Raw genomic sequence first — 24,223 nt, forward strand, 5'->3', positions numbered from 1 at the left:
GAACAAGGCGCCGAAAAGCATGGAAAAGATCGTCATCCTGACAGGCGCGGGCATCTCGGCCGAAAGCGGGCTGGGCACCTTTCGCGACAAGGACGGCCTGTGGACGCGTTACCCGCTGGAAGACGTGGCCACGCCGCAGGGCTTCGCCCGCGATCCCGCGCTGGTTCACGACTTCTACAATGCCCGCCGCTCGCAAGCCGCCAAGGCCGAACCCAACGCCGCCCATCATGCCCTGGCCCGGCTGCAAACGGACCACAGCGGGTCCGTCGTGATCGTGACGCAGAATGTCGACGGGCTGCATGAACGCGCCGGGGCGCGGGTGATCCACATGCACGGGCAACTGGATCAGGCTTTGTGCCATGCATGCGGGCATCGCTGGCCCGCGCCCCAAACCATGGCACCGGCCGATCCCTGTCCGTCCTGCCGCGCAGCCGCGACCCGGCCCGACGTGGTCTGGTTCGGCGAATTTCCCTATTGGATGGACGAAATCGCCGGACATCTCGAGGCGTGCACCCTGTTCGCCGCGATCGGCACATCGGGTCAGGTCTATCCAGCGGCCGGTTTCGTACAGGAAGCCGCGCTGAGCGGCGCGCGAACGGTCGAGATCAATCTCGAAGCCTCGGGCATGCCCGGCCTGTTCGACGAGGTGGTGCTGGGCCCGGCGACACAGGCCGTGCCACGCTGGGTGGACAGCCTGCTTGCCGGGCCCCGCTGATCAGTTCGACGCCTTGGGTGCCATGCCCTGGCCATGTTTCATGCCGTGGCCCATGCCGCCCGGCGCGGGCTGGCGTTCAAGATCGACCGGGATTTCGACAACCATGTCGCCGGCTTTCTCGAAGGTCAGCGTGACGGTCACCGCCTCGCCCTGGACGAGGGGCCCGGTCAGGCCCATGAACATGACGTGGTCGCCGCCGCGTTGCAGTGCGTGACTGCCGCCAGCGGGGATGACAAAGCCCTCTTCGACCTCGACCATCTGCATCATGCCCTGGCCGTTGTCGATATGGGTGTGCAGTTCGACCCGTTGCGCGACATCCGACGCAACCGAGAGCAACCGGTCGTCGGCGTCGCCGCTGTTGCTGATGATCATGAAGGCCGCGCCGGTCTTGGCATTGGGCATCGCCGACCGGGCATAGGCGTCTTCGATGGTGATGTCGGCGAATGCGGGCACTGCAAGGGTCAGCGCCGCGGCGCCGGCCAAAAGGATACGTTGGAACATGTTTGGATTCCCTGGATGATAGGTTGATCTGAAAGAAGGGTATCAGACCGTATCCGGGGGGCCGCGTGCGGTGGCGCGCAGGCGCAACGTCTTTTCGGCGGCGATCCGTGCGAAACTGGGCGCGACGCGCCGCCAGACACGCATCGGCGCGGTGTCCGTGTCTGCGCCTTCAACCCAGGCAAGCAGCGACAGCGCGCAATCGGGGCAGACATGCGGAGCCCCGGTCGGCTTGCCTTCGCTGTCGACATAGACGGTGACGACACCACCCCCGAGGCACAGCACCATCTGCCCTTCCGCCATGGCCTGCCCGCGCGCAGCCGCCATGGTGACGCTGGTGAAAAGCAGGCTCAGCGCAAGAAGGCTGACCGCGATATGGCGGGCGAGATCACGCATGCCGGAAAGCTAGGCGGTGCGGTGGCGAATTGCCAAGCGACAAAAGGAAACAGCCCCGGCCGGATGGCGCGAGGCTGTTTCGAATACCGGCAATCGACGGATCAGGCAGTTGCCGCCTGTGCCTTTTCGATCTCTTTCTTGACCTTCAGAGCACGGTTGCTCAGCTCGGTGTCCTTGGCCTTGGCCAGGAACTTGTCCAGCCCGCCGCGGTGATCGACCGACCGAAGCGCCGCCGCCGAGATACGCAGCTTGACACCACGGCCCAGCGTTTCGGACTGCAGCGTCACATCGTTCAGGTTCGGCAGGAAACGCCGCTTGGTCTTGTTGTTGGCGTGGCTGACGTTGTTGCCAACCATCGGGCCCTTACCGGTCAGTTCGCAAACACGCGACATGGGTCTCATCCTCGGTTTCTGGGCGCGGACCCGCTGGATTGCGGAGCGGCGCCAATATCAAAGGGCGCCGCGGGGGCGCCCGGAATCTCGTTTGCCGGTCTCTAAGGCTCTGCCGCGCCGCCGTCAAGTCCCGCCCCAGCCGATTTCGCGGCAATTCTGCGGGCCTGCTTGCGGGCGGTTTCGGCAAGGGTGGAACGACCGCGATGCTTGGCCAGGGCTTGCAGGTGACGCCAATAGCTTTCGCTGTCGCGGCGCACCGCGCGATGGCTGCGGCCGATGGCGCGCGGGTCCGGCACGCCTTGTGCCAGTTGATCCTGCAACCAGCCCAGCTTGCCGCCCTGGCGCAGGGCCCGCGTCGCCGGATGGCCGCCGCAGGGCAGGCGCACCACGGTCAGGTTCGGGAAAGCCGCGGCGATCAGTTCGGCATTGGCCAGGTCCAGCGGGCGGAACGGGTCGATCAGCACCGCACCCCGCACATCCGTCCCCCGGCAGGCGAGATCGCCCGCTTCCGCATCCCAGCCCCGCGCCTCGGCGCGGTAGCGCCGGTCGAAGGGCACATGCACCTTGGCGATGGAGTATTGCGGCGAGATCGCCAGCAGATGACACAAGCGCAACGGCCCGGCAAGGCGCAAGGCCGCGTAACCGCCCATGGAAAACCCCATTGCGCAAACGCTTTCGAACTGCGCCGAGAACGCCTCGAGCGCGCGTTCGAGCGCCGGGGTTTCCGCGTTGACGTACCAGTCGTTCCAGCGGCTTTGAAGGTGCAGGTGGGTAAAGCCGTTGGCCGCATAGCGGTGCACCGCACGCGCCTTTTCGAAATTGCCAGGGTCGCCGATGCGCTGGCGGAAGCTGACGAACAGGCGTGACTGGCCGGGATTGAACAGCGTGCCGTTCAGCAGCGCGCCGTCAAAGAAAACGTGCCGCTTCATCGCGACGGCAGATGCGCGAGCAGGTCCTGCGCGGCCTTGGCCGGAGACATCTCGCCCGCTGCCACGGCCTCGCCCAGCCGTGCCAGGGCGGCACGGGCTTCGCTACCGTCCAGGCGCGCCAGCAGGCCGTGCCGCACCTCGGCCTCGAACCAGTGGCGGGCCTGAGCGGCGCGGCGGGCGGTGAAATGACCGTGGTCGCGGCGCCAGTCCGCCAGTTCCGTCATCGCCTCCCACGCCGTGGCCAGACCGGCCTCTTCCATTGCCGATACGGTCAGCGCCTTGGGAAAGCCCGGTGGGTCTTCGGGGCGCTTGCGCATCAGCCGCAGGGCGCCGGCATAGTCGGCGCAGGTCCGCGTTGCCGCGGCCTTGAGTTCGCCATCGGCCTTGTTGACCAGGATCAGGTCGGCGATTTCCATGATCCCGCGCTTGACCCCCTGCAATTCGTCGCCGCCGGCGGGCGCCAACAGCAGCAGGAACAGGTCGGACATCTCGGCCACCATGGTTTCGGACTGGCCGACGCCGACGGTCTCGATCAGGATGACGTCAAAGCCCGCTGCCTCGCACAGATCGATCGCTTCGCGCGTGCGGCGGGCGACACCGCCCAGATGGGTCTGGCTGGGCGACGGGCGGATGAACGCTCGGGGATCGCGGCTCAGACGTTCCATGCGGGTCTTGTCGCCCAGGATCGACCCGCCGGTGCGGGCCGAGGACGGATCGACCGCCAGCACCGCCACGCGCAATCCCTGCCCGGTCAGCATGCAGCCGAAGGCCTCGATGAAGGTCGACTTGCCGACGCCCGGGGTTCCCGACAAACCGATCCGCAGCGCCTCGTGCCCGTGACCGCGCAGCGCATCGAGCAGCGCCAGCGCCTGCGTCCGGTGGTCCGGTCGGCTGCTTTCCACCAACGTGATCGCCCGCGCAAGCGCCCGGCGGTCCCCGGCACAAAGCCGCTTGGCAAGAGTTTGCGTATCGTCCATTCCCGCCTCCTGCAGGCTTGCCGGGCTTTTCAGCCGCAATTCCAGTTCCTTGCGCCTTGTGCCCCGCGGGCAACCCGCTTGTCCAGCAGCCCATAACCGCGCCGTCCAGCGGTTCTCTGCCGCCGCGTGGACGCCTTTCCGCCGAAACCGGCTGGCCCGTCTGCCGCGGGTGAGCTTCGTTTGCTAGCGTGCGGGCAAGGACATCTTCAGTTTCCGCAATCAATTCAGGACGATCGCCATGCCCGTTTCAACGATCCTCGCAAATCTAAAGGACATCGCCGACTTCGTGCGCAGCGACCCGGGGCTTCCGGCCAATATCGTGCAAGCCGATATCGACGGTGGTGCAGCGGCCGCCGAACTCATGAACGGCGTGATCGCCCAGGCCATCGTCGCGACAGGGGCGAACGCGGACGGCATCATCACGCCCGACGACGCCCGCGCGATCAGCGACCATATCCGCGGCAATCCGGGCCTCTATGCCGATTTCGTCGAAGGCCACGGCGATGACGAGGGCAACGAGGAAACCGGTTTTCACCTTGTTCAGGGCGATGGCGGGGCGTTCCGGTTCCAGGGGCGCCAGTTCATCGATACCGTGGCAGACGCGATCTATCACATCGGCTTCACCTATTCGCCCGGACCCGAGGGGCGGTTCGTGAACGAAGACGGCAACCAGAACGAAACCGTCGCCGATATCGCCGGCTGGCTGAACTATTTCGTCAACGGGGTGAACGTCGTCTTCGGCCATGACGGCGCCGAGACGCTTCACAGCGGGCATTACAGCTTTGCGCTGGACGATGCCGCGAACGAACTGTTCCTTGCCGCCGGCGGTGACGACCAGGTCTGGGCCGGAGATGGGAACGACACGGTCAATGGCGGCGACGGCAAGGACAAGATCGGCGGTGGCGACGGCGACGACCGACTGTACGGACAGGCCGGTAACGACTCGGTCTGGGGCGATGGTGGCGACGACACGATCGGTGGCGGCACCGGCAACGACGTGATCGGCGGCAGTGACGGCAACGACAACGTCCAGGGCGGCCAGGGTTCGGACACGCTCAACGGCGGGGACGGCGACGACCTGCTGCGCGGCGGCGCGGGCGACGACGATCTCTGGGGGGCGGACGGCAACGACACCGTCCTTGGTGGTGCCGGCCGCGACACCGTCGGCGGCGGCGCAGGCGACGACCGGCTTGGCGGCGGCGCGGGCGACGACACGCTGTGGGGCGCCGAGGGCGACGACACGCTGCAAGCGGGCGGCGGCAACGACGAGGTCGGCGGCGGCGACGGCAACGACGACATGGCCGGCCATGCCGGCAATGACGGCATGAGCGGCGGCAACGGCGACGACACCATCCGCGGCCAGGCCGGCAACGACGATATCGACGGCGGCAATGACAACGACAAGATCGACGCCGGCGACGGCGCGGATTCGGTCTGGGGCGGGCATGGCGATGATTCCGTGTTCGGTGGCGCGGGCGACGATTCCATCGGGGGCGGTGACGGCAATGACCGGCTCAGCGGCGGCACGGGCGCGGATTCGCTTGGCGGCCATGACGGCGACGACTGGCTCAGGGGCGGGGCGGATGACGACGAACTGTGGGGCGGCAAGGGCGCCGACACCGTCGAAGGCGGCGCCGGCGCCGACCTGATCTTTGGCTGGGACGGCGACGCGACGGATGTCGACACCTTCGTTTTCGCACCGGGCGACAGCGGGATCACGCAAACCACCCGCGACGTCGTGGAAGGCTTCGACACGGCAGAGGACCTGATCGACCTCACCGCCTTCGGTCCGCTGGATTTCATCGGCGGCGACGCGTTCGATGGCTCGGGACCCGCAGTGCGGTTCGCGTCGGAATTCCTCGAGATCGACAGCGACGCGAACGGTGTTGCGGATTTCTCGGTCCAGTTCCGCTGGGTGGCCGAGATCGCCGAGACGGATTTGCTGCTTGTGTGACGCGGCGGGCATGGACGTGCATTGAAAGCTTGGCGATAAGGGGCGCGTGCCCCACCTGACGCTGCCCATTGACGCCATCTTGCCGGCCCTGGTCGAGAACCTCCACGACCAGGGCCGTGCCGTGTTGCAGGCTCCGCCCGGCGCGGGCAAGACGACGCGGGTGCCGCTGGCACTGCTGCAGGCGGGGCTGACCCCCGGCCGGATCGTGATGCTGGAACCGCGGCGGCTGGCCGCGCGGGCCGCGGCCGCGCGCATGGCCGAAACGCTGGACGAAGACCCGGGCCAGACGGTCGGCTACCGCATCCGCGGCGAAAGCAGGGTGTCCCGAGCCACCCGGATCGAGGTGGTGACCGAAGGCATCCTGACGCGGATGATCCAGTCCGACCCCGAACTGCGGGGCATCGGCGCGGTGATCTTCGACGAATTCCACGAACGCTCGCTCAATGCCGACCTGGGGCTTGCGCTTTGCCTCGAAATCGCCGGCGCGCTGCGCGATGACCTGATCCTGCTGGCGATGTCGGCCACCCTGGATGCCGAACCGGTGGCCGCCCTGATGCGGGCGCCGCTGCTGACATCCGAAGGTCGCGCCTTTCCGGTCGAAACCCGCTGGCTGGACCGGCCCTTGCCCAAGACCACCCGGTTCGAAACCGCGATGGCCGACCTGATCGCCCAGGCTGCGCGAGACGCCGAAGGCGGGATCCTGGCCTTCCTGCCCGGCGAGGCCGAGATCCGCCGGACCCAAGCGCTGCTGACCGGTCGCTTGCCCGCCGATCACCACATTCGCCCATTGTTCGGCGCGATGGACTTCGCCGCGCAGCGCGCCGCGATCCGGCCCGAGATGCAGGGCCGCAAGATCGTCCTGGCCACGGCCATCGCCGAAACCTCGCTGACGATCGAGGATATCCGCGTGGTGGTGGATGGCGGGCTGGCTCGACGGGCACGGTTCGACCCCGGTTCCGGCATGACGCGGCTGGTCACCGAGCGGGTCACGCGCGCCGAGGCGACGCAACGCGCCGGCCGCGCGGGCCGTGTGGCGCCGGGCCTGGCCTACCGCCTCTGGACGCGGGGAGAAGAAGGCGCGCTGGCGGGCTTTCCGCCGCCCGAAATCGAAACCGCCGATCTGGCGGGGCTGGCGCTGGAACTGGCGCTTTGGGGTGCAGGCCCCGGGGACCTGCCGCTGCTGACCCCGCCCAATGCCGGCGCTTTCGCCGAAGCTCAGGCGCTGTTGCGGATGCTCGGCGCGCTGGATCGCGATGCCCGCATCACCGAACACGGCCGCGCCCTGGCGGCGTTGCCACTGCATCCGCGCCTGGCGCATATGCTGGCCTTGTCCGGGTCCGGTGCTGCGCCGCTGGCCGCGTTGCTGGCCGATCGCGACCCGCTGCAAGGCGCGCCCTGCGACCTGTCTTTTCGGCTCGAGGCGTTGGCAGATCCGCGCGGCTTTGCCCAGAGACGCCCCTACCCGGTCAATCGCGGCACCCTCGAGCGCATCCGCACCGAAGCGCGGCGGCTGGCCAGGTCCGCCGGGCCGGACAAGGGCCGCAGCCCTGCCGAAGCCGCCGCGCTGGCCTATCCCGACCGCGTCGGCCTGCGCCGCAAGGGCGATGCGCCACGCTTCCAGTTGTCGGGGGGCAAGGGGGCGGTGATGGCCGATGCCGACCCGCTGGCGCCAACCCGGCTGGTGGTGGTCACCGACACCGACGGCCATCCGCGCGAGGCACGCATCCGGCAGGCCATCGCCATTTCCGAGGCCGAACTGCGCGGTCTGTTCGCGGACCAGATCGGCTGGCGGGAGGTCTGCGAATGGTCCCGGCGCGACCGACGCGTGGCGGCGCGCCAGCAGGAACAATTCGGCGCCATCGTGCTGGATGACCGGGTCTGGAAGGATGCACCCGACGACGCGGTGGCGCGGGCTATGCTGGACGGCGTGCGCGATCTGGGTCTGCGGCTGGGCGACGCGGAACAGCGCTTTTGCGCCCGGGTCGAGATCGGACGCAAGGGCGGTCTCGATCTGCCCGAGATGACAGAAACCGCGCTGATGGACGCCCTCGAGGACTGGCTGTTGCCCTATCTGGCGGGCGTGCGGTCGGCGGAGGACTGGAAGCGCTTCGATCCGCTGCCCGCGCTTCGGGCCCGGCTGGATTGGGCGCAGATGCAGGCGTTGGACCAGGCGGTGCCCGCGCGCTTCACCACGCCGCTGGGCCGCGAGGTGCCGATCGACTATTCCGGCGACGCTCCCGAGATTTCGCTGCGTCTGCAGGAGATGTTCGGCCAGACCTCTCACCCCACGGTCGCAGGCCAGCCGCTGAAGGTCACGCTGCTGTCGCCGGCGCATCGCCCGGTGCAGACCACGATGGACCTGCCGGGTTTCTGGGCGGGGTCATACGCCGATGTGCGCAAGGACATGAAGGCGCGGTACCCGAAACATCCCTGGCCCGAGGACCCGACCCAGGCCGACCCGACCTTGCGTGCCAAGCCACGCGGCTAGGCGCGCGCAAAAGTCTTTCGAAGACTTTTGCAAATTCCTTGAAAGGAATTTGCGGCTGGCTCAGCTGCGGCGCTGGCGGCGCGATTTCAGCTGCGCATGGGCTTCTGCCGTGCCGTCATGGAACGATCCGAACCACTTGTCCCAGGGCATTTCCAGGTTGCCGTAATTCACTTCGAAATAGCGGTGATGCATCTGATGGTGAAACGTGCCGAGCGCCAGCGCCTTGCGGTCACGCGACAAGAGCGCCTCGAACCCCGTATGCGAGGTCGCCGCGGTCAGGGCCTGGTGCTGCATGTGGAACAGGATGTGCACGGGATGTGCGGCCACAACCAGATGCACCAGCACCGAGCTGAAAAACAGCAGATGTTCGATCGGATGCATGGATAACCCCGACCAAGGGCCGACATTGACATTGCGGTGGTGCAGCGCATGCGCCGACCGGTACAGCGGCCCCCAATGCAACGCCCGATGGATCCAGTAAAAGTGGAACGAAATCCAGACAGGCGTCAGCAGGAACAGCGCCACGAACCGGACCGGATTGTCGCGGAAGGTCAGGACCGGGGCGTATCCGTTGGCCATGGCCCAGAACAAGCCGGCCTCGAACCCGGTCCAGACGGTCACCCCGCTGGCCAGCGTCCAGAAGACATTGTCGCGCACCTGGCCGCCGAAACTGAATTGACGGCCTTTGGCGACCAGGTCGCGGCCATCGTATTTCAACCGGTCACCCTGGCCGCGCCGCATGTAGAAGAACCAGTGCAACCCGCCCGCGACGGCGATCATCAGCACGAGGTTGCGCAACCAGATCGCCGCGATCCAGTCCGCCCCAAGGGTGCGGGTTGTTTCCAGCGAGGGCTGGAACCACGCCACGCAGATCAGCGCCACGGCCGTCAGAACCGCGTTCTCGGCCAGGCGGAACCAGCGGTCGGCGATCCAGCGGATCATCCGGCGCGGATCGGGCGGCCACGAGAAAAACGGCGACACGGCGATGGGCACGTCGGGCACATGATGCCATCCGGGCAGGCCGGGTCTTTCGGGTTCGCCGCTCATGACCGCAAGTGTCCGCTCCGCACGGACAGGATGCAAGACCGTCGGCGGCTCAGGTGCCCAGACACCAGCGCATGATCGCCTTTTGCGCGTGCAGGCGGTTCTCGGCCTCGTCCCAGATCACGGAATTCGGGCCATCCATGACCTCGGAAGTGACTTCCTCCTCGCGGTGCGCCGGCAGGCAATGCATGAACAGCGTGTCCGGCTTGGCCGCATCCATCAGCGCCTGGTTGACCTGGTAGGGACGCAGCATGTTGTGGCGCCGTTCGCGGGCCGATTGCGCATCATGCATGCTAACCCAGGTGTCGGCGATGATCAGGTCCGCGCCGGCCACCGCTTTGACCGGGTCGCGTTCGATGGTGATCCGGGCGCCCTCGTTCCGGGCCAGGCCGACGAACTCCATCTCGGGATCCAGTTGCACCGGGCCGGTGAAGGTGAAGTCGAAGCCGAACCGCCCGGCCGCGTGCAGCCAGGAGGCGCAGACATTGTTGCCGTCGCCGGACCAGACCACCTTTTTTCCCGCGATCGGCCCGCGATGTTCCTCGAAGGTCATCACGTCGGCCATGATCTGGCAGGGATGGCTGCGGTCGGTCAGGCCGTTGATGACCGGGACCGTTGCGAATTCGGCCATTTCCTCGAGCACCGATTCATCGAAGGTGCGGATCATGATCATGTCGACATAGCGCGACAGCACCCGGGCGGTGTCGGCGATGGTCTCGCCGTGGCCCAGTTGCATGTCGGACCCCGACAGCACCATCGTCTGCCCGCCCATCTGGCGCACGCCCACGTCGAAGCTGACGCGGGTCCGGGTCGAGGGTTTCTCGAAGATCAGCGCGACCATGCGGTCCTTGAGCGGTAGTTCGTCGTCCAGCGCCGCACGCGGCCGGCCGTCGCGCCTGCCCTTCATGGCGATGGCGCTGTCGATGATCGACCGCAGCGCGGTCTTGTCGGTCTTGTGGATGTCGAGGAAATGGTTCATCGGATCGTGCTTTGTATCGGGCGGCGGAGTGGGGGCCAGCCCCCACACCCCCGGAGTTTGACTGGCAAGATGAAGATCAGGCCGGTTGTTTTTCGAGGGCGGCGGCGGCCTGTTCCAGTCGGGTCAGCGCCTCGGCGATCTCGTCGTCGCTCAGGGTCAGCGGCGGTAGCAGGCGCACGACGTTGTCGGCGGCGGGGACCACGATCAGTTGCGCGTCGTAGCCCGCCTTGACCACGTCCGTGTTGGCCGCCCGGCATTTCAGGCCCAGCATCAGACCCGAGCCACGCACCGCTTCAAACACGTCCGGGTGGCTTGCCACCAGCCCTTCCAGCTTTTGCCGCAAAACGCCGGCCTTGCGATTGACCTCGGCCAGGAAATCCTTGTCGGCCACATGGTCCATCACGGCGCAGCCCACCGCGCAGGCCAGCGGGTTGCCGCCATAGGTCGAACCGTGGGTGCCGGCGGTCATGCCCGATGCCGCGTCTTCGGTGGCCAGCACCGCACCCAGCGGGAAGCCGCCGCCGATGCCCTTGGCGACCATGACGATGTCCGGAGTGATGCCTGCCCATTCATGCGCGAAAAGCCGCCCGGTGCGGCCCATGCCGCACTGCACCTCGTCGAGGATCAGCAATGCGCCGGTCTGGTCGCACAGGTCGCGCAACCCCTTGAGGCATTGGTCGGGCAAGGGCCGAATGCCGCCTTCGCCCTGAACGGGTTCGATCAGCACCGCGGCGGTCTTGTCTGTCACGGCGGCACGCAACGCGTCGTGATCGCCCCATTGCAGATGCGTGAAACCGGGCAGCAACGGGCCGAACCCCTTGGTCATCTTCTCGGAGCCGGCCGCCGCGATCCCGGCCGAGGACCGGCCGTGGAAACTGCCTTCGAATGCGACGATCTCGGTCCGGTCCGGCCGGCCCTTTTCGTACCAGTACTTGCGCGCCATCTTGACGGCCAGTTCGCAGGCCTCGGTGCCGGAATTGGTGAAAAAGACGGTGTCGGCAAAGCTGTGCTCGACCAGCTTGTCCGCCAGCGCCTGCTGTTGCGGGATCTGGTAGAGGTTCGAGACGTGCCACAGCGCGTTCGCCTGGTCGGTCAGCGCCTTGACCAGCGCCGGATGGGCATGGCCCAACGCGTTCACCGCGATGCCCGAACCGAGATCGAGAAACCGTCGCCCGTCCGCCTCTACCAGCCAACTGCCTTCGCCTTTGACGAAGTTCAGGGACGCGCGGTTGTAGGTCGGCAGGATGGACGGGATCATGGCGATCTCCTGGATGAAGGAAGCCCGATTGGTGCCAAGGGCACGGGGGCTAGTCAAGTTGTCAGATGGAAATGACGGCAGCGGCGCGCGTGACGCGGATCAAAGGACCCGGCGGTCTCGTCGAAATGCGGGTCGATATGCGGCGGCGATGCTCATGGCGGTGTGATGCCACCAAACCCGGCCCGGCGCAAGACACCGTGCTGCGGCGTCGCACCCCAGGCGCGCGATCACCAGCCGTGGCAAGCTGTGCGCGATAGGAGCCTGACACCATGAATATCTGGTTTGCAGCCGCCTCGGCGCTGTCGGTCCTTTGGCTGGGGGTTCACCTGTTCATCGGCGGACGCGAGGTTGCGGCCCCGTTGCGCAACAGCGACCTGCCGCCCTTGGTGCGCGACACGCAATGGCTGTGCTGGCACTACACGACGATGGCGATCGGGGTCATGGCCGCGATCTTTGGGCTAGCGGCCTGGTCCGGAGAGACCGCCTATGCGCTGTCAGGCCTGATGCTGGCGGTCGGGTTCGCGGTCTTCGGCATCGTGCTCGCGCCGCTTGTCGGGGCGCCGTACAGGCGCGTACCTCAAGGCTGGCTGTTCGTGCCGGTGGTCGCGCTCGGAGTGCTCGGGCTGTTATCATAGACCGCCGAACGGGTCCGATGGGTAGCCCACACCCACCAGGTACAGCCCGTCCGGCGGGCAGACCGGGCCGCAGGCGGCGCGGTCGCGGGCCTGCAGGGCGGTGCGCACATCCATTGGCGACCAGGCCCCTGCCCCGACCCGTTCCAGCGTGCCGACGATGCTGCGCACCTGGTTGTGCAGGAAGGACCGCGCGCGCAGTTGGAACCGGATCTCGCGCCCGGCTTGGTTGTCCAGCGCCTCGATGCGGACTTCGTCCAGCGTCTTGACCGGCGATTGCGCCTGGCATTGCACCGACCGGAAGGTGGTGAAGTCGTGCTTGCCGATCAGGTGGTTGGCGCCTTCCTGCATGGCCGAGACGTCCAGATCATGCCCGACCCGCCAGACCTGCCCGACCTCCAGCGTCAGCGGCGCGCGGCGGATCAGCAGCCGGAACAGGTAGCGCCGTTCGATGGCCGAAAAGCGCGCGTGCCAATCATCGGCAACACGGGCGCAGGCGCGGATCGCAACCGGGTTCGGTTTGAGATGGTGGTTCAGCGCTTCGGAAAGGCGGAACGGCTCCCATGCCTTGTCCAAGTCGCAATGCGCGACCTGCCCGCGCGCGTGCACGCCGGAATCGGTGCGCCCGGCGGCGGCGATCGTGTGTCCGCGCGGCTCGAGCCGGGCCAGCGCATCCTCGATCACGCCCTGCACGGATGGCTGATCGGCCTGCCGCTGCCAGCCCGCGAAAGGCCGGCCATCATATTCCACCATGAGCGCGTATCTGGGCATGGCGCGCGGCTTAGCGTGACGCGACGCGCCAAACAATCCCCCTGCCGCGCCTCTGGCCCTTCGGACCCGCGCTGCCTATCTTGCATCCAAGTCAGACGGAGCCGCCCCTTGGTCATCTCTACCATCGCCGACACGCTCACCCGCGGGGTGGAGACCGTCACCGACACCATAAACGAGGCGCTGTTCGAACCGGTGATACGACTGGGCGTCACCGGGTTGGCGCGCTCGGGCAAGACGGTGTTCATCACCGCGCTGGTGGCCAACCTGATGGACCGGGGCCGGATGCCGCAGTTGGTGGCGCAATCCGAGGGCCGCATCCTGTCGGCCTTCCTGCAACCCCAGCCCGACGACACGGTGCCGCGTTTTGACTACGAATCGCATCTGGGCGATCTGACCGCGCGCAGCCCGCGCTGGCCCGACAGCACCCGCGCGGTCAGCGAATTGCGCCTGTCGCTCAAGGTGCGCCCCTCGGGCCTGCTGGCGGGTCTGCAGGGGCCGCGGGTGATCCACCTGGATATCGTCGACTATCCCGGGGAATGGCTGCTGGATCTCGGCCTGATGGAGAAATCCTATGCCGATTGGTCGCGCGAGACGCTGGAACGGCTGGACGCACGGCCGCAGGGCGCGGATTTCGCCGCGTTGGTGCGCGACACCGACGCCGCCGCCAGTTTCGACGAGGTGCAGGCCAAGGCGCTGGCAAACAGCTATACCGGCTATCTTCAGGCCGCTCGCGCCGCGGGCTATTCCGACTGCACGCCGGGCCGGTTCCTGTTGCCCGGCGAGTTGGCGGGCAGCCCGGCGCTGACCTTTGCCCCCCTGCCACCGCGGGACGGGCCGCGCCGGTCGCTGATCCGCGAGATGGAGCGCCGGTTCGAGGCCTACAAGGCCCGCGTGGCCAAACCGTTCTTTCGCGATCACTTTGCCCGGATCGACCGGCAGGTCGTGCTGGTGGATGCGTTGGGCGCGATCCATTCCGGCCCGGCGGCGGTCGAGGATCTGCGCCGCGCGATGGCCGACACCCTGTCGGCCTTCCGCCCCGGCACCAACGCCTTTCTCAGCCAACTGCTGCGCGGCAAGCGGGTGGAAAAGATCCTGTTCGCCGCGACCAAGGCCGACCACCTGCACCACACACAACACCCGCGCCTGACCGCGATCATGCAGGCGCTGGTGCGCGAAGCCCGCGACCGGGCGCAATTCGCCGGCGCCGAAACGCAGGCCATGGCCATCGCCGCGTTGCGCGCCACCACCGAAGACACGCTGACCCACGAGGGCCGAAGCCTCGATTGCGTGCGCGGCACGCTGCTGGACAGCGGCAAGCGCGCGGCCTTCTATCCGGGCGACTTGCCGTCCGATCCCGCGCATCTGCTGGGTCCGGCACGCGACGGCGCGACACGCTGGCTGGACCAGGACTACCAGGTGATGCGCTTTGCGCCCGCCCCGCTCGACCTGAAACCGGGCGAAGGGCCGCCGCATATCCGCCTGGATCGCGCGGCACAGTTCCTGATCGGGGACCGGCTGTGATCCTGCGTGCCGCTCACCCCACCGATGCCGGCGCCGTTGGCGCGATCCTGTCGGAATTCATTGACGACACCGACTGGATGCCGCGCATCCACACCCGGGCCGAGGATCTCGCCCATGCCGGAACGCTGATCGATCGCGGCTGGGTCACGGTGGCCGAAGTGGATGGTGCCGTCGCCGCCTTTCTCGCCCGCGACCGCGCGACGATCCATGCGCTTTACGTGACCGCCGTCCGGCAGAACCGCGGCCTGGGCAAGGCGCTGCTGGATGCCGCCAAGTCCGAAGCGCCGGCCTTGCAGCTTTGGACCTTTCAGTCGAACAACGGCGCCATCCGTTTCTATCGGCGCGAGGGCTTTGCAGAAGTCGAACGCACCGATGGGCGCGGCAACGACGAAGGGCTGCCGGATATCCGCTTTCACTGGCGAAAGGAGATCGCGGCATGAGCGACGCCAAAGGCCCGGTCCTGATCGAATTGGACGACAGCGCAGAGGCGTCCAGCCCATCGAACGCGCCGCCGGTCCCGGAACCCGACCGGCCCGCGCCGCGTGGTCAGGCGATGGCGACGATCGCCAGCTTGGCGGCACGGCCACCTTCGCGTCTGGCGCGCTGGTTCTGGGCGTTGCTGGGGCTGGTGCTGACCACCGTCCTGTCGGTGGCGGCGTGGAACTTTGCCGCCGGGCTGGTGGCGCAATACCCGCTGCTGGGATGGGCGGTGACCGGGTTGTTCACGCTGTTCGTGCTGGTCTGCCTGATGATCGCGACCCGCGAACTGGCGGCGATCTCGCGGCTGGCAAGGCTGGACGCGCTGCACCACGCCGCCGAAACCGCGCTGGCCGAGGACGATCTGGCCGCCGCCCGCGGTGTTGCGGACAAGCTGGTGGCGCTCTACCGCGGGCGCGACGATACACGCTGGGGCCGGCAGGCGCTGGCCGAGCGCCGCGACGAGGTGTTCGATGCGGCCGGCCTGCTGGGGCTGGCGGAAACCGACCTGCTGGGACCGCTCGACAAGGCCGCCCAGGCCGAAGTCGAGGCCGCCGCGCGGCAGGTCGCGACGGTTACCGCGCTGGTTCCGCTGGCTCTGGCCGACGTCGCCGCGGCGCTGACCGCGAACCTGCGGATGATCCGGCGCATCGGCGAAATCTATGGCGGGCGGTCGGGGCTGGTCGGCGGCTGGCGGCTGGCGCGCGCGGTGATGGCGCATCTGGTGGCCACAGGCGCCATCGCGGTCGGCGACGACATGCTCGAGCCGATCCTGGGCGGCGGGTTGCTGGGCAAGCTGTCGCGGCGGTTCGGCGAAGGGCTGGTCAACGGCGCGCTCACGGCACGGGTCGGCGTGGCGGCCATCGAGGTCTGTCGGCCGATCCCGTTCACCCGCGCCAAGCGGCCTTCGGTGCGCGGCATCATCCGCCAGGCCCTGAGCGGGCTGGTGAGCGGTCAGAAGGGGTGACCCCCTCGCCCGCCCACGCGTCCGCGCTATCGTGCTGAGTTCGTGACCGGAGGTCTGTTGATGGAAAGTTTCGCTGCCGATCTGGCCACGCTGGTGCGCACACCGCTGCAACCGGCCCATGTCAAGGCGCTGGAACGGGTCGGCATGCGCGAGGCATACGAACCCGGCGCCACGCTGCAAGCGGCCGGCCGACCGGCCGAGACGTTCTTCTACGTCTTGTCCGGCGAGGTCGAGGCCATCGATCCGCTGACCGGCGAACGGTATGGCACCGCGTCGCTCGGCCCCTCGCAATTCTTCGGCGATCTCAGCTTCCTGTCCGGCGGCAACGCCATCCTGGGCGCCCGCGCGGTGCAGCGAACCGAGGTGCTGGCCGTTCCTCGTCAGGCCGTGCTGCGCCTGATGTCCGAGATGCCCGAAATGTCGGATATCCTGGTTACGGTCATGGCCGCGCGCCGCCGCCGCATCGTCGAGACCCGCGAGGGCGGGCTGACGCTGATCGGCATGGAGACCAGCCGCACCCTGCAACGCATCGCCGCCTTCGCCAGCCGCAACCGCATTCCCTGGCGCGAGATCGCACCGGGGGACGAGGCCGACGCGCTGGCCGATGCCTGCGGCGTCGATCGCGGACAGGCGATGGTCGTGCTGGGCCGCGACACGGCGCTGGTCGAACCGAGCCCGGCCGACCTGGCCCGCGTCCTGGGCCTCGACCTGCCGCTGGACGCCACCGATCCGGTCGACGTGCTGATCGTCGGCGCCGGTCCGGCGGGCGTCGCCGCAGCGGTCTATGCCGGGGCCGAGGGGCTGACGGCGCTGGTGCTCGAGGATACCGCGATCGGCGGTCAGGCCGGCACTTCCAGCCGGATCGAGAACTACATGGGTTTTCCCACCGGCATCACCGGCGCCGACCTGGTGGGCCGGGGCGAAATCCAGGCGATGAAATTCGGCGCGCGCTTCGCCATGCCGCGCCGGGTGACCGCCCTGGCCCGCGACGGCGCCGGTTTCGCCGCGACGCTGGATGACGGCCGGACGGTGCGCGCGCGGTCGGTCGTCGTGGCCACCGGCGTGCAATACCGAAAGATGCCGCTGGACCGGCTGGAGGAATTCGAGGGCGCGGGCATCTACTATGCCGCCACCGATCTCGAAGCGCGGTTCTGCCGCGACCGCGAGGTCGCGGTGATCGGCGGCGGCAATTCGGCGGGTCAGGCGGCGATGTTCCTGGCGCGCAGCGCCCGCCACGTGCACGTCCTGGTGCGCGGCGCCGGGCTGGCGTCATCGATGTCGGATTACCTGTTGTCGCGGTTGCAGGCGCATCCCTGCATCACCATCCACACCCGCACCGAAGTGACCGCGCTGCATGGCGATACCGCGCTCGAAGCGATCACGATCTGCGACAAGGCCTCGGGTCAGGACTGGCGATTGAACACCGGCGGGCTGTTCGTCATGGTCGGAGCCGCGCCCAATACCGGCTGGCTTTCGGGCCTGGTCGATCTCGACCCCGGCGGGTTTGTCCCGACCGGGCCGGCAGTGGGCGCCGGCAGCCCCTATGCCACCTCCTGCCCCGGCATCTTCGCGGTGGGCGACGTGCGGGCGGGATCGGTGAAACGGGTGGCCAGCGCGGTCGGCGAAGGTTCGGTGGCGATCTCGGCTGTCTGGAGCCATGTCCACGACCGGCCGAGTTGATCTGACGCAGAGACGCCGGGCGGGCTGTGGGTGACAAAGGTCGCTCAAGTCCGGAGCCTGCTCATGCCGATCCTGAACACCGACCACGACCACGACGCCGATTCCATCGCCATCCGCATCGGCACCCCGCCCGGCCGTGGCTATCTGCGCGACATGATCTACGGCGCCATCGACGGCGGCGTAACCACCTTTGCCATCGTTGCCGGTGTCGCCGGGGCGGGCCTGTCGCCCTTTGTCATCGTGGCGCTTGGCATCGCCAACGTGCTGGCCGACGGCTTTTCCATGGCCGCCGGCAACTATTCCGGCACCAAGGCCGAACGCGACGACATCGAACGCCTGCGACGGGTCGAGGCACGTCACATCGCGCGCTTTCCCGAGGGCGAAAAACGCGAACTGCGCGAGATCCTGTCGCAGAAGGGGCTGTTTGGAGACACGCTGGATGCCGCCGTCGAACAGATCGCGGAAAACCACGACGCCTGGATCGACGCCATGCTCGAAGGCGAATACGGCCTGTCCACGTCGACCCCGCATCCGATGCGCGCCGCCTGGGCGACCTTCAGCGCTTTCCTGGTGGCCGGGATGATCCCGCTTCTGCCATTCCTTCTGGGCGTGCCAAACGCCTTTGCCGTCTCGACCATCCTGACCCTGGCATCGTTCTTCGCCATCGGTGCCTACAAATCGCGCTGGTCGCTTCAACCCTGGTGGCGTTCGGGACTCGAGACGTTGGCCATCGGCGGTGCGGCGGCGTTGATCGCCTATGGCGCGGGCACGCTGTTCCAGGTCTGACCGTCCAGGGGGTCAGGAATTCCCCCAGTGCCTGCGACGGATGCTTCCGTTACGTTAGGTGCATGGCGGACGCAACTTTCCGCTGCCCAAGATTTCAATGACTTCTACCCTCACACACGCATTTCCGGCGAGGATTTCGCATGACCGCTCCGCTTTACAACTACGACCTCGCCGATCTCTGCAACAGCCTCGGCATTCTGGGCTTCATGGCCTATGTCGCCAACTACCTGATGCTGTCGTTCCGGGTGCTCAGTAGCGAAAGCGTGCTCTATTTCGTCATCAACACCTCGGCCGCGACGCTGGTGCTGATCTCGCTGACGCAGGAATTCAACATGGCCTCGGCGCTGATCCAGGGGTTCTGGATCACCATCGGCATCTGCGCCATCGCGATCCGGGTGCGGCTGCGCCTGCGCGAACGCCGCCGCCTGGCCGGCGACGCACCGTTCCACCATCACCAGATGCGGCGCGAACGGTCGGATCATGCGCTGTACCGGCGCGCCGAAACCGCCTGCTACAGCACCGCCTGATCGCACTGGACGCTGCGGGGCGGCGGGTCTATACCGCGGCCCATGATGACCCGGTTCGCCATCGTCATTCGAATTACATGCCCGGCGCTCTGAGCAGAGCCGCCGGGACAAGGCGCATGGATACCCGCGCCGCGACACCCTGACATTTCGACGACTTGCCGAGGACACACGCGATGTGCGCCGACACGACCGATCAGACCACGCCCGATTACAAAGACACGCTGAACCTGCCGAAAACCGATTTCCCGATGCGCGCCGGCCTGCCCAAGCGCGAACCCGACTGGCTGGCCCGCTGGGAGCGCATCGGAATCTACGACCGGCTGCGCGACAAGGCCGCCGGGGCCGCGGGCAGCGACCAGGCCCGCCCGCCCTTCACCCTGCATGACGGCCCGCCCTACGCCAACGGCCACCTGCATATCGGCCACGCGCTGAACAAGATCCTCAAGGACATGGTGGTGCGGTCCCAGCAGATGATGGGCCATGACGCGCGCTACATCCCCGGCTGGGATTGCCATGGCCTGCCGATCGAATGGAAGATCGAAGAGCAGTACCGCGCCAAGGGCAAGAACAAGGACGATATCGACGTCGTCGACTTCCGTCAGGAATGCCGCCGCTTTGCCGAGGGCTGGATCGACATCCAGCGCGACGAATTCCAGCGCCTGGGCGTGACCGGCAAATGGGAAAAGCCCTATCTGACGATGGATTACCGCGCTGAGCGGATCATCGCCGAGGAATTCCAGAAATTCCTGATGACCGGGACGCTGTATCAGGGTTCCAAGCCGGTGATGTGGTCGCCGGTGGAAAAGACCGCTCTGGCCGAGGCCGAGATCGAGTATCACGACCACAAGAGCCACACGATCTGGGTGCCGTTCAATGCAACGAACGGCAACGACGACCTGCAAGACGCCAAGGTCGTGATCTGGACCACCACGCCCTGGACCATCCCGTCCAACAAGGCCGTCGCCTACAACCCGAGCCTCGCCTATGGCCTCTACGAGGTTACAGGCACGCCCGAGGAATGCTGGGCCAAGATCGGCGACCGCTACTTGCTGGCTGACGCCTTGGCCGAAGACGTGCTGACCAAGGCGCGGCTCGAGCCGGGCATGTGGACCCGCCTGCGCGACGTCGCGGCCGAAGAACTGGGCGCGCTGACCCTAGCCCACCCGTTCCGCGGGGCCGAGGGCGCTGACGGGTTCTGGGATTACGACGTGCCGATGATCGACGGCGATTACGTCACCGACGATGCCGGCACCGGTTTCGTGCACACCGCGCCCAGCCACGGCGCCGACGATTACGACAACTTCGTCCGCCGCGGCTGGATGGACCGGATGACCCACAACGTGGGCGAGGAAAGCGAATTCCTGCCGCATGTGCCGTTCTTCGCGGGGCTGCGGGTGCTCGACCACAAGGGCAAGGAAGGCAAGGCCAACACCGCGGTGATCGACAAGCTGGTGGAATGCGGCGGTCTGATCGCACGCGGGCGCATGACCCATTCCTACCCGCATAGCTGGCGTTCCAAGGCGCCGGTGATCTACCGCAACACCCCGCAATGGTTCGCCGCCATCGACCGGCCCGTGGGCGACGGGCAGGACGAACACGGCCAGACGATCCGCCAGCGCGCCCTGACCTCTATCGACAAGCTGGTGAAATGGACCCCGCAGACCGGGCGCAACCGGCTGTATTCGATGATCGATGCGCGGCCCGACTGGGTGCTGTCGCGCCAGCGCGCCTGGGGCGTGCCGCTGACCTGTTTCACGAAAAAGGGCGCGCTGCCCACCGATCCCGATTTCCTGCTGCGCGATGAGGCCGTCAACGCCCGCATCCTGCAGGCCTTCGAGGAGGAAGGCGCCGACGCCTGGTACAAGCCCGGCGCCAAGGCGCGGTTCCTGGGCAACGAATACGACCCCGAGGAATGGGAACAGGTCTTTGACATCCTCGACGTGTGGTTCGACAGCGGCTCGACCCATGCCTTCGTCCTGCGCGACCGCGAAGACGGATCAAAGGACGGCATCGCCGATCTCTACCTGGAAGGTACCGACCAGCATCGCGGCTGGTTCCATTCCTCGATGCTGCAGGCCTGCGGCACCATCGGCCGCGCACCCTATCGCGGCGTGCTGACCCACGGTTTCACGCTGGACGAGAAGGGCAACAAGATGTCCAAATCGCTCGGCAATACCGTGGCGCCGGAAGAGGTGGTCAAGCAATACGGGGCCGATATCCTGCGGCTGTGGGTGGCGCAGTCGGATTACACCGCCGACCTGCGCATCGGGCCGGAAATCCTCAAGAACACCGCCGACAGCTACCGGCGGTTGCGCAACACCATGCGCTATCTGCTGGGTGCTGTCAGCCATTTCACCGAAGCAGACCGCGTCGATCCCGCCGACATGCCGGAACTGGAACGCTACATCCTGCACCGGCTGGCCGAACTGGATCACGTCGTTCGCAGCGGCTACAAGGCCTACAACTTTCAGGGCGTGTTCCAGCAGCTGTTCAACTTCTGCACCGTGGAATTGTCGGCCTTCTATTTCGACATCCGCAAGGACGCGCTTTATTGCGACGGCGACACGGCCCGGCGACGGGCGGCGCGCACCGTGATGGACATCCTGTTCCACCGCCTGACCACCTGGCTTGCGCCGGTGCTGGTCTTCACGATGGAAGAGGTCTGGCTGGAACGCTTCCCCGGCGATGACAGCTCGGTCCACTTGCAGGACATCCCCGACACCCCCGCCGACTGGCTGGACGAACCGCTGGCGGCGAAATGGGCGAAGGTGCGCCGCGCCCGCCGTGTGGTGACGGCGGCCCTGGAGGTGCAGCGCACCGACAAGGTGATCGGCGCCTCGCTCGAGGCCGCGCCGATCGTGCATGTGCGCGACCCCGAGATGCTCAAGGCGCTGAAATCGGTGGCTTTCGAGGATATCTGCATCACCTCGGCCATCGGTCTGACCGGTGATCCGATGCCCGCCGAAGCCTTCCGTCTGCCGGAAGTGGACGGCGTCGGCGTGGTGTTCGAGATGGCCGAGGGCGAAAAGTGCCAGCGCTGCTGGAAGATCCTGCCCGATGTCGGCCAGCACGCCCACCCCGTCACCTGCGGGCGCTGCAACAGCGCGCTTGGCTGACAGCAACCGGGGCTGGACATGATGTCCGGCCCCGTTACCCTGCCTTCGGCATTGACGACGGAGGCATTGATGGACCGACGGTTGTTTCTTCTGGGTGCCTTGGCCTTGGCGGGATGCGCCAGCAGCGGCCCCGCCACGCTGCGCCCGAACACCACGCTTTACATTCTGCGCCACGGTGACCGTGACGGCGAGAACCTGTCCGACCGGGGCCGCGCACGGGCGCGGGCGCTCGTCGGCGCGCTTGCGGATGATCCCGTCGATGCGATCCATTCGCCGGGTATCCAGCGCAATCTCGACACCGCTGCACCACTGGCCGCCGCGCGCGGACTGACCGTTCAGCGGCGCCCGCAGGAAAACCCCGGCACGCGGCTCGCAGCCGAGGCGGCGGGCCGGTCCGTTGTCTGGGTCGGCAACAAGGGCAACCTGCAAGCGATCTGGGACACGCTGTCGCTGCCCGGCGATCCGCCGCTGGATTACGGCCAGTTGTTCGTCGTGCGGTCGGGGTCGGATGGCGCGGTCACTGTCGAGCGGCGGTTCTTTGGACCCCAGTGACGACGCAATCGCCGCCGAACTGATGCGGCTGGCTCAGGCGCGCGGGACGGGCAAGTCGTTCTGCCCCTCCGAGGTGGCCCGCGCGCTGGCCAATGACTGGCGACCGCTCATGCCGCGCATCCGCGAGATCGCCGCACAAGTGCCGCTGCAGGCCACGCAACGGGGAAAACCGGTCGATCCTGTAAAGGCGCGCGGCCCGATCCGCCTGCGGCTTGTCGAAAACGTTACCGAATAGCAAAACATACCTCTGCCTGTAACGTTTTTGTTGCCGCGACTCGCCCCTCCCGGTAAACATCGGGTCGGAGGAGAGGAGCTTCGGCATGGCAGAGGCCTTTGTCTGTGACGGGGTGCGCACACCCATCGGCCGCTATGGCGGCGCCCTGTCGTCCGTGCGCGCCGACGATCTGGCCGCCCTGCCCATCGCCGCCCTGCGGGATCGCAATGCGGCGTTGGATGCGGCGGCCATCGACGAGGTCATTCTGGGCTGTGCCAACCAGGCGGGCGAAGACAACCGCAACGTCGCGCGCATGGCCGCGTTGCTGGCGGGCCTGCCGGACAGCGTGCCCGGCACCACGGTCAACCGGCTCTGCGCCAGCGGGCTTGACGCGGTGGGTCTTGCGGCGCGGGCGATCCGCGCGGGCGATCTGGACCTGGTCATCGCGGGCGGCGTCGAAAGCATGAGCCGCGCGCCATTTGTCATGCCCAAGGCCGAAACCGCCTTTGACCGGTCCAGCGCCGTCTACGACACCACCATCGGCTGGCGCTTCGTCAATCCCCGGATCGAGGCCGCGCACGGCACCCATTCCATGCCGCAGACCGCCGACAACGTGGCCTCTGAATACGGTATCGCCCGCGCCGACCAGGATGCCTTTGCCGCGCGGTCGCAATCCCGCTGGGACGCCGCGCAGGCGGCCGGCGTCTTTGCCGATGAAATCGTGCCCGTCTCGGTCCCGCAGCGGCGCGGCGCGCCGTTGATCGTGGACACCGACGAACATCCGCGCCCCGGCACCACGCCCGAAAAGCTGGCCAGCCTGCATGGCATCAACGGGCGTGACATGACGGTGACGGCGGGCAATGCATCGGGCGTGAACGACGGCGCGGCAGCGCTGCTGATCGCCAGCGAAGCCGCCGCGCAGGCCCAGGGCCTGACGCCGATGGCGCGGGTCGTCGGCATGGCCGCCGCTGGGGTGGCGCCACGGGTCATGGGCATCGGGCCGGTGCCGGCGGTGCGCAAGCTCTTGCACCGCACCGGGCTGAGCATCGACCAGATGGATGTGGTAGAATTGAACGAAGCCTTTGCCGCCCAAGCGCTGGCGGTGCTGCGCGAACTGGGGCTGCCCGACGACGCGCCCCATGTGAACCCGCATGGCGGTGCCATCGCGTTGGGTCATCCGCTGGGCATGTCGGGGGCGCGGCTGGCGCTGACCGCGGCGTGGCATCTGAAACGAACGGGCGGGCGCTATGCGCTCTGCACCATGTGCGTCGGCGTCGGCCAGGGCGTCGCGCTGATCTTGGAAAGGGTCTGAGGCCCGGTCCTCAAGTAGCGAAGCGATAGGACAAGCAA

At 67.5% G+C, this 24,223-nt stretch carries 23 protein-coding genes; 14 read left to right on the forward strand and 9 right to left on the reverse strand.

The annotated features are described in order from the left end of the window. Positions 1-19 precede the first annotated feature (19 nt). The gene (locus KUH32_RS01825) at positions 20-715 is read left to right on the forward strand and encodes an NAD-dependent deacylase (RefSeq protein WP_217776358.1); all 696 of its coding nucleotides are present in this window, start codon (positions 20-22) and stop codon (positions 713-715) included. Here the strand turns inward: KUH32_RS01825 and KUH32_RS01830 are convergent, their stop codons facing one another. The 5 genes from KUH32_RS01830 to meaB form a co-directional block, all read right to left on the reverse strand. After that, complete coding sequence (locus KUH32_RS01830) at positions 716-1,216, reverse strand: copper chaperone PCu(A)C (protein ID WP_217776359.1); 501 nt, start codon at positions 1,214-1,216, stop codon at positions 716-718. A 42-nt stretch (positions 1,217-1,258) separates the two neighbouring features. Next, complete coding sequence (locus KUH32_RS01835) at positions 1,259-1,609, reverse strand: hypothetical protein (protein WP_217776360.1); 351 nt, start codon at positions 1,607-1,609, stop codon at positions 1,259-1,261. A 101-nt stretch (positions 1,610-1,710) separates the two neighbouring features. Next, the gene (gene rpmB / locus KUH32_RS01840; RefSeq protein ID WP_217776361.1) at positions 1,711-2,001 is read right to left on the reverse strand and encodes a 50S ribosomal protein L28; all 291 of its coding nucleotides are present in this window, start codon (positions 1,999-2,001) and stop codon (positions 1,711-1,713) included. A 101-nt stretch (positions 2,002-2,102) separates the two neighbouring features. Beyond that, the gene (locus KUH32_RS01845) at positions 2,103-2,930 is read right to left on the reverse strand and encodes an alpha/beta hydrolase (RefSeq protein WP_217776362.1); all 828 of its coding nucleotides are present in this window, start codon (positions 2,928-2,930) and stop codon (positions 2,103-2,105) included. Beyond that, the gene (meaB, locus tag KUH32_RS01850; protein WP_217776363.1) at positions 2,927-3,907 is read right to left on the reverse strand and encodes a methylmalonyl Co-A mutase-associated GTPase MeaB; all 981 of its coding nucleotides are present in this window, start codon (positions 3,905-3,907) and stop codon (positions 2,927-2,929) included. The genes KUH32_RS01845 and meaB overlap by 4 nt, the downstream gene beginning before the upstream one ends. A 238-nt stretch (positions 3,908-4,145) precedes the next feature. Here meaB and KUH32_RS01855 point away from each other — a divergent pair, with 238 nt between their 5' ends. Together KUH32_RS01855 and hrpB are read left to right on the forward strand one after the other, a co-directional pair. Beyond that, positions 4,146-5,861, forward strand: a complete 1,716-nt coding sequence (locus KUH32_RS01855) for a calcium-binding protein (protein WP_217776364.1) — start codon at positions 4,146-4,148, stop codon at positions 5,859-5,861. Positions 5,862-5,907: 46 nt separating this feature from the next. Next, positions 5,908-8,349: an ATP-dependent helicase HrpB gene (gene hrpB, locus KUH32_RS01860; RefSeq protein WP_431358172.1), complete on the forward strand. Its 2,442-nt coding sequence runs from the start codon at positions 5,908-5,910 to the stop codon at positions 8,347-8,349. A gap of 60 nt (positions 8,350-8,409) precedes the next feature. Here hrpB and KUH32_RS01865 read toward each other — a convergent pair whose 3' ends face one another. The 3 genes from KUH32_RS01865 to KUH32_RS01875 all read right to left on the reverse strand — a co-directional run bounded on the left by KUH32_RS01865 (position 8,410) and on the right by KUH32_RS01875 (position 11,630). Further along, positions 8,410-9,396 carry a sterol desaturase family protein gene (locus KUH32_RS01865; protein WP_217776365.1) on the reverse strand — a complete coding sequence of 329 codons (987 nt, stop codon included), beginning with the start codon at positions 9,394-9,396 and terminating at the stop codon, positions 8,410-8,412. Between the two features lie 49 nt (positions 9,397-9,445). After that, on the reverse strand, positions 9,446-10,372 hold the full coding sequence (argF, locus tag KUH32_RS01870; protein WP_217776366.1) for an ornithine carbamoyltransferase: 927 nt from the start codon (positions 10,370-10,372) through the stop codon (positions 9,446-9,448). Positions 10,373-10,448: 76 nt separating this feature from the next. Further along, on the reverse strand, positions 10,449-11,630 hold the full coding sequence (locus KUH32_RS01875) for an aspartate aminotransferase family protein (RefSeq protein ID WP_217776367.1): 1,182 nt from the start codon (positions 11,628-11,630) through the stop codon (positions 10,449-10,451). A 269-nt stretch (positions 11,631-11,899) separates the two neighbouring features. Between KUH32_RS01875 and KUH32_RS01880 the strand changes: the two genes are divergently transcribed. After that, a complete protein-coding gene (locus KUH32_RS01880; RefSeq protein ID WP_217776368.1) occupies positions 11,900-12,265 on the forward strand; it encodes a hypothetical protein in 366 nt (121 codons plus the stop codon). Here KUH32_RS01880 and truA read toward each other — a convergent pair. Continuing rightward, a complete protein-coding gene (gene truA / locus KUH32_RS01885; RefSeq protein ID WP_217776369.1) occupies positions 12,260-13,033 on the reverse strand; it encodes a tRNA pseudouridine(38-40) synthase TruA in 774 nt (257 codons plus the stop codon). The two genes, KUH32_RS01880 and truA, sit on opposite strands and share 6 nt — an antisense overlap. 108 nt (positions 13,034-13,141) lie before the next feature. Here truA and KUH32_RS01890 point away from each other — a divergent pair, with 108 nt between their 5' ends. The 10 genes from KUH32_RS01890 to pcaF all read left to right on the forward strand — a co-directional run bounded on the left by KUH32_RS01890 (position 13,142) and on the right by pcaF (position 24,185). Further along, positions 13,142-14,554 (forward strand): YcjX family GTP-binding protein, encoded by a 1,413-nt coding sequence (locus KUH32_RS01890; RefSeq protein ID WP_217776370.1) that lies wholly within the window; start codon positions 13,142-13,144, stop codon positions 14,552-14,554. Continuing rightward, positions 14,551-14,994 (forward strand): GNAT family N-acetyltransferase, encoded by a 444-nt coding sequence (locus KUH32_RS01895; protein WP_348541068.1) that lies wholly within the window; start codon positions 14,551-14,553, stop codon positions 14,992-14,994. Before KUH32_RS01890 ends, KUH32_RS01895 begins: the two co-directional genes overlap by 4 nt. Then, a complete protein-coding gene (locus KUH32_RS01900) occupies positions 14,991-15,998 on the forward strand; it encodes a YcjF family protein (protein ID WP_217776371.1) in 1,008 nt (335 codons plus the stop codon). Before KUH32_RS01895 ends, KUH32_RS01900 begins: the two co-directional genes overlap by 4 nt. A 60-nt stretch (positions 15,999-16,058) precedes the next feature. Beyond that, on the forward strand, positions 16,059-17,678 hold the full coding sequence (locus tag KUH32_RS01905) for an FAD-dependent oxidoreductase (protein WP_217776372.1): 1,620 nt from the start codon (positions 16,059-16,061) through the stop codon (positions 17,676-17,678). A gap of 63 nt (positions 17,679-17,741) precedes the next feature. Next, positions 17,742-18,464, forward strand: coding sequence for a VIT1/CCC1 transporter family protein (locus KUH32_RS01910; RefSeq protein WP_217776373.1), 723 nt, complete (start codon positions 17,742-17,744; stop codon positions 18,462-18,464). 140 nt (positions 18,465-18,604) lie between these two features. After that, on the forward strand, positions 18,605-18,991 hold the full coding sequence (locus KUH32_RS01915; RefSeq protein ID WP_217776374.1) for a CBU_0592 family membrane protein: 387 nt from the start codon (positions 18,605-18,607) through the stop codon (positions 18,989-18,991). A gap of 173 nt (positions 18,992-19,164) precedes the next feature. Further along, positions 19,165-22,107, forward strand: coding sequence for an isoleucine--tRNA ligase (ileS, locus tag KUH32_RS01920; RefSeq protein ID WP_217776375.1), 2,943 nt, complete (start codon positions 19,165-19,167; stop codon positions 22,105-22,107). Positions 22,108-22,176: 69 nt separating this feature from the next. Beyond that, complete coding sequence (locus KUH32_RS01925) at positions 22,177-22,659, forward strand: histidine phosphatase family protein (protein ID WP_217776376.1); 483 nt, start codon at positions 22,177-22,179, stop codon at positions 22,657-22,659. Beyond that, positions 22,646-22,894 (forward strand): DUF3253 domain-containing protein, encoded by a 249-nt coding sequence (locus tag KUH32_RS01930; RefSeq protein ID WP_254898963.1) that lies wholly within the window; start codon positions 22,646-22,648, stop codon positions 22,892-22,894. Before KUH32_RS01925 ends, KUH32_RS01930 begins: the two co-directional genes overlap by 14 nt. 85 nt (positions 22,895-22,979) lie before the next feature. Then, positions 22,980-24,185: a 3-oxoadipyl-CoA thiolase gene (gene pcaF, locus KUH32_RS01935; protein ID WP_217776378.1), complete on the forward strand. Its 1,206-nt coding sequence runs from the start codon at positions 22,980-22,982 to the stop codon at positions 24,183-24,185. Positions 24,186-24,223 lie beyond the last annotated feature (38 nt).

The organism is Thalassococcus arenae (assembly GCF_019104745.1).
GTDB lineage: Bacteria > Pseudomonadota > Alphaproteobacteria > Rhodobacterales > Rhodobacteraceae > Thalassococcus_B > Thalassococcus_B arenae.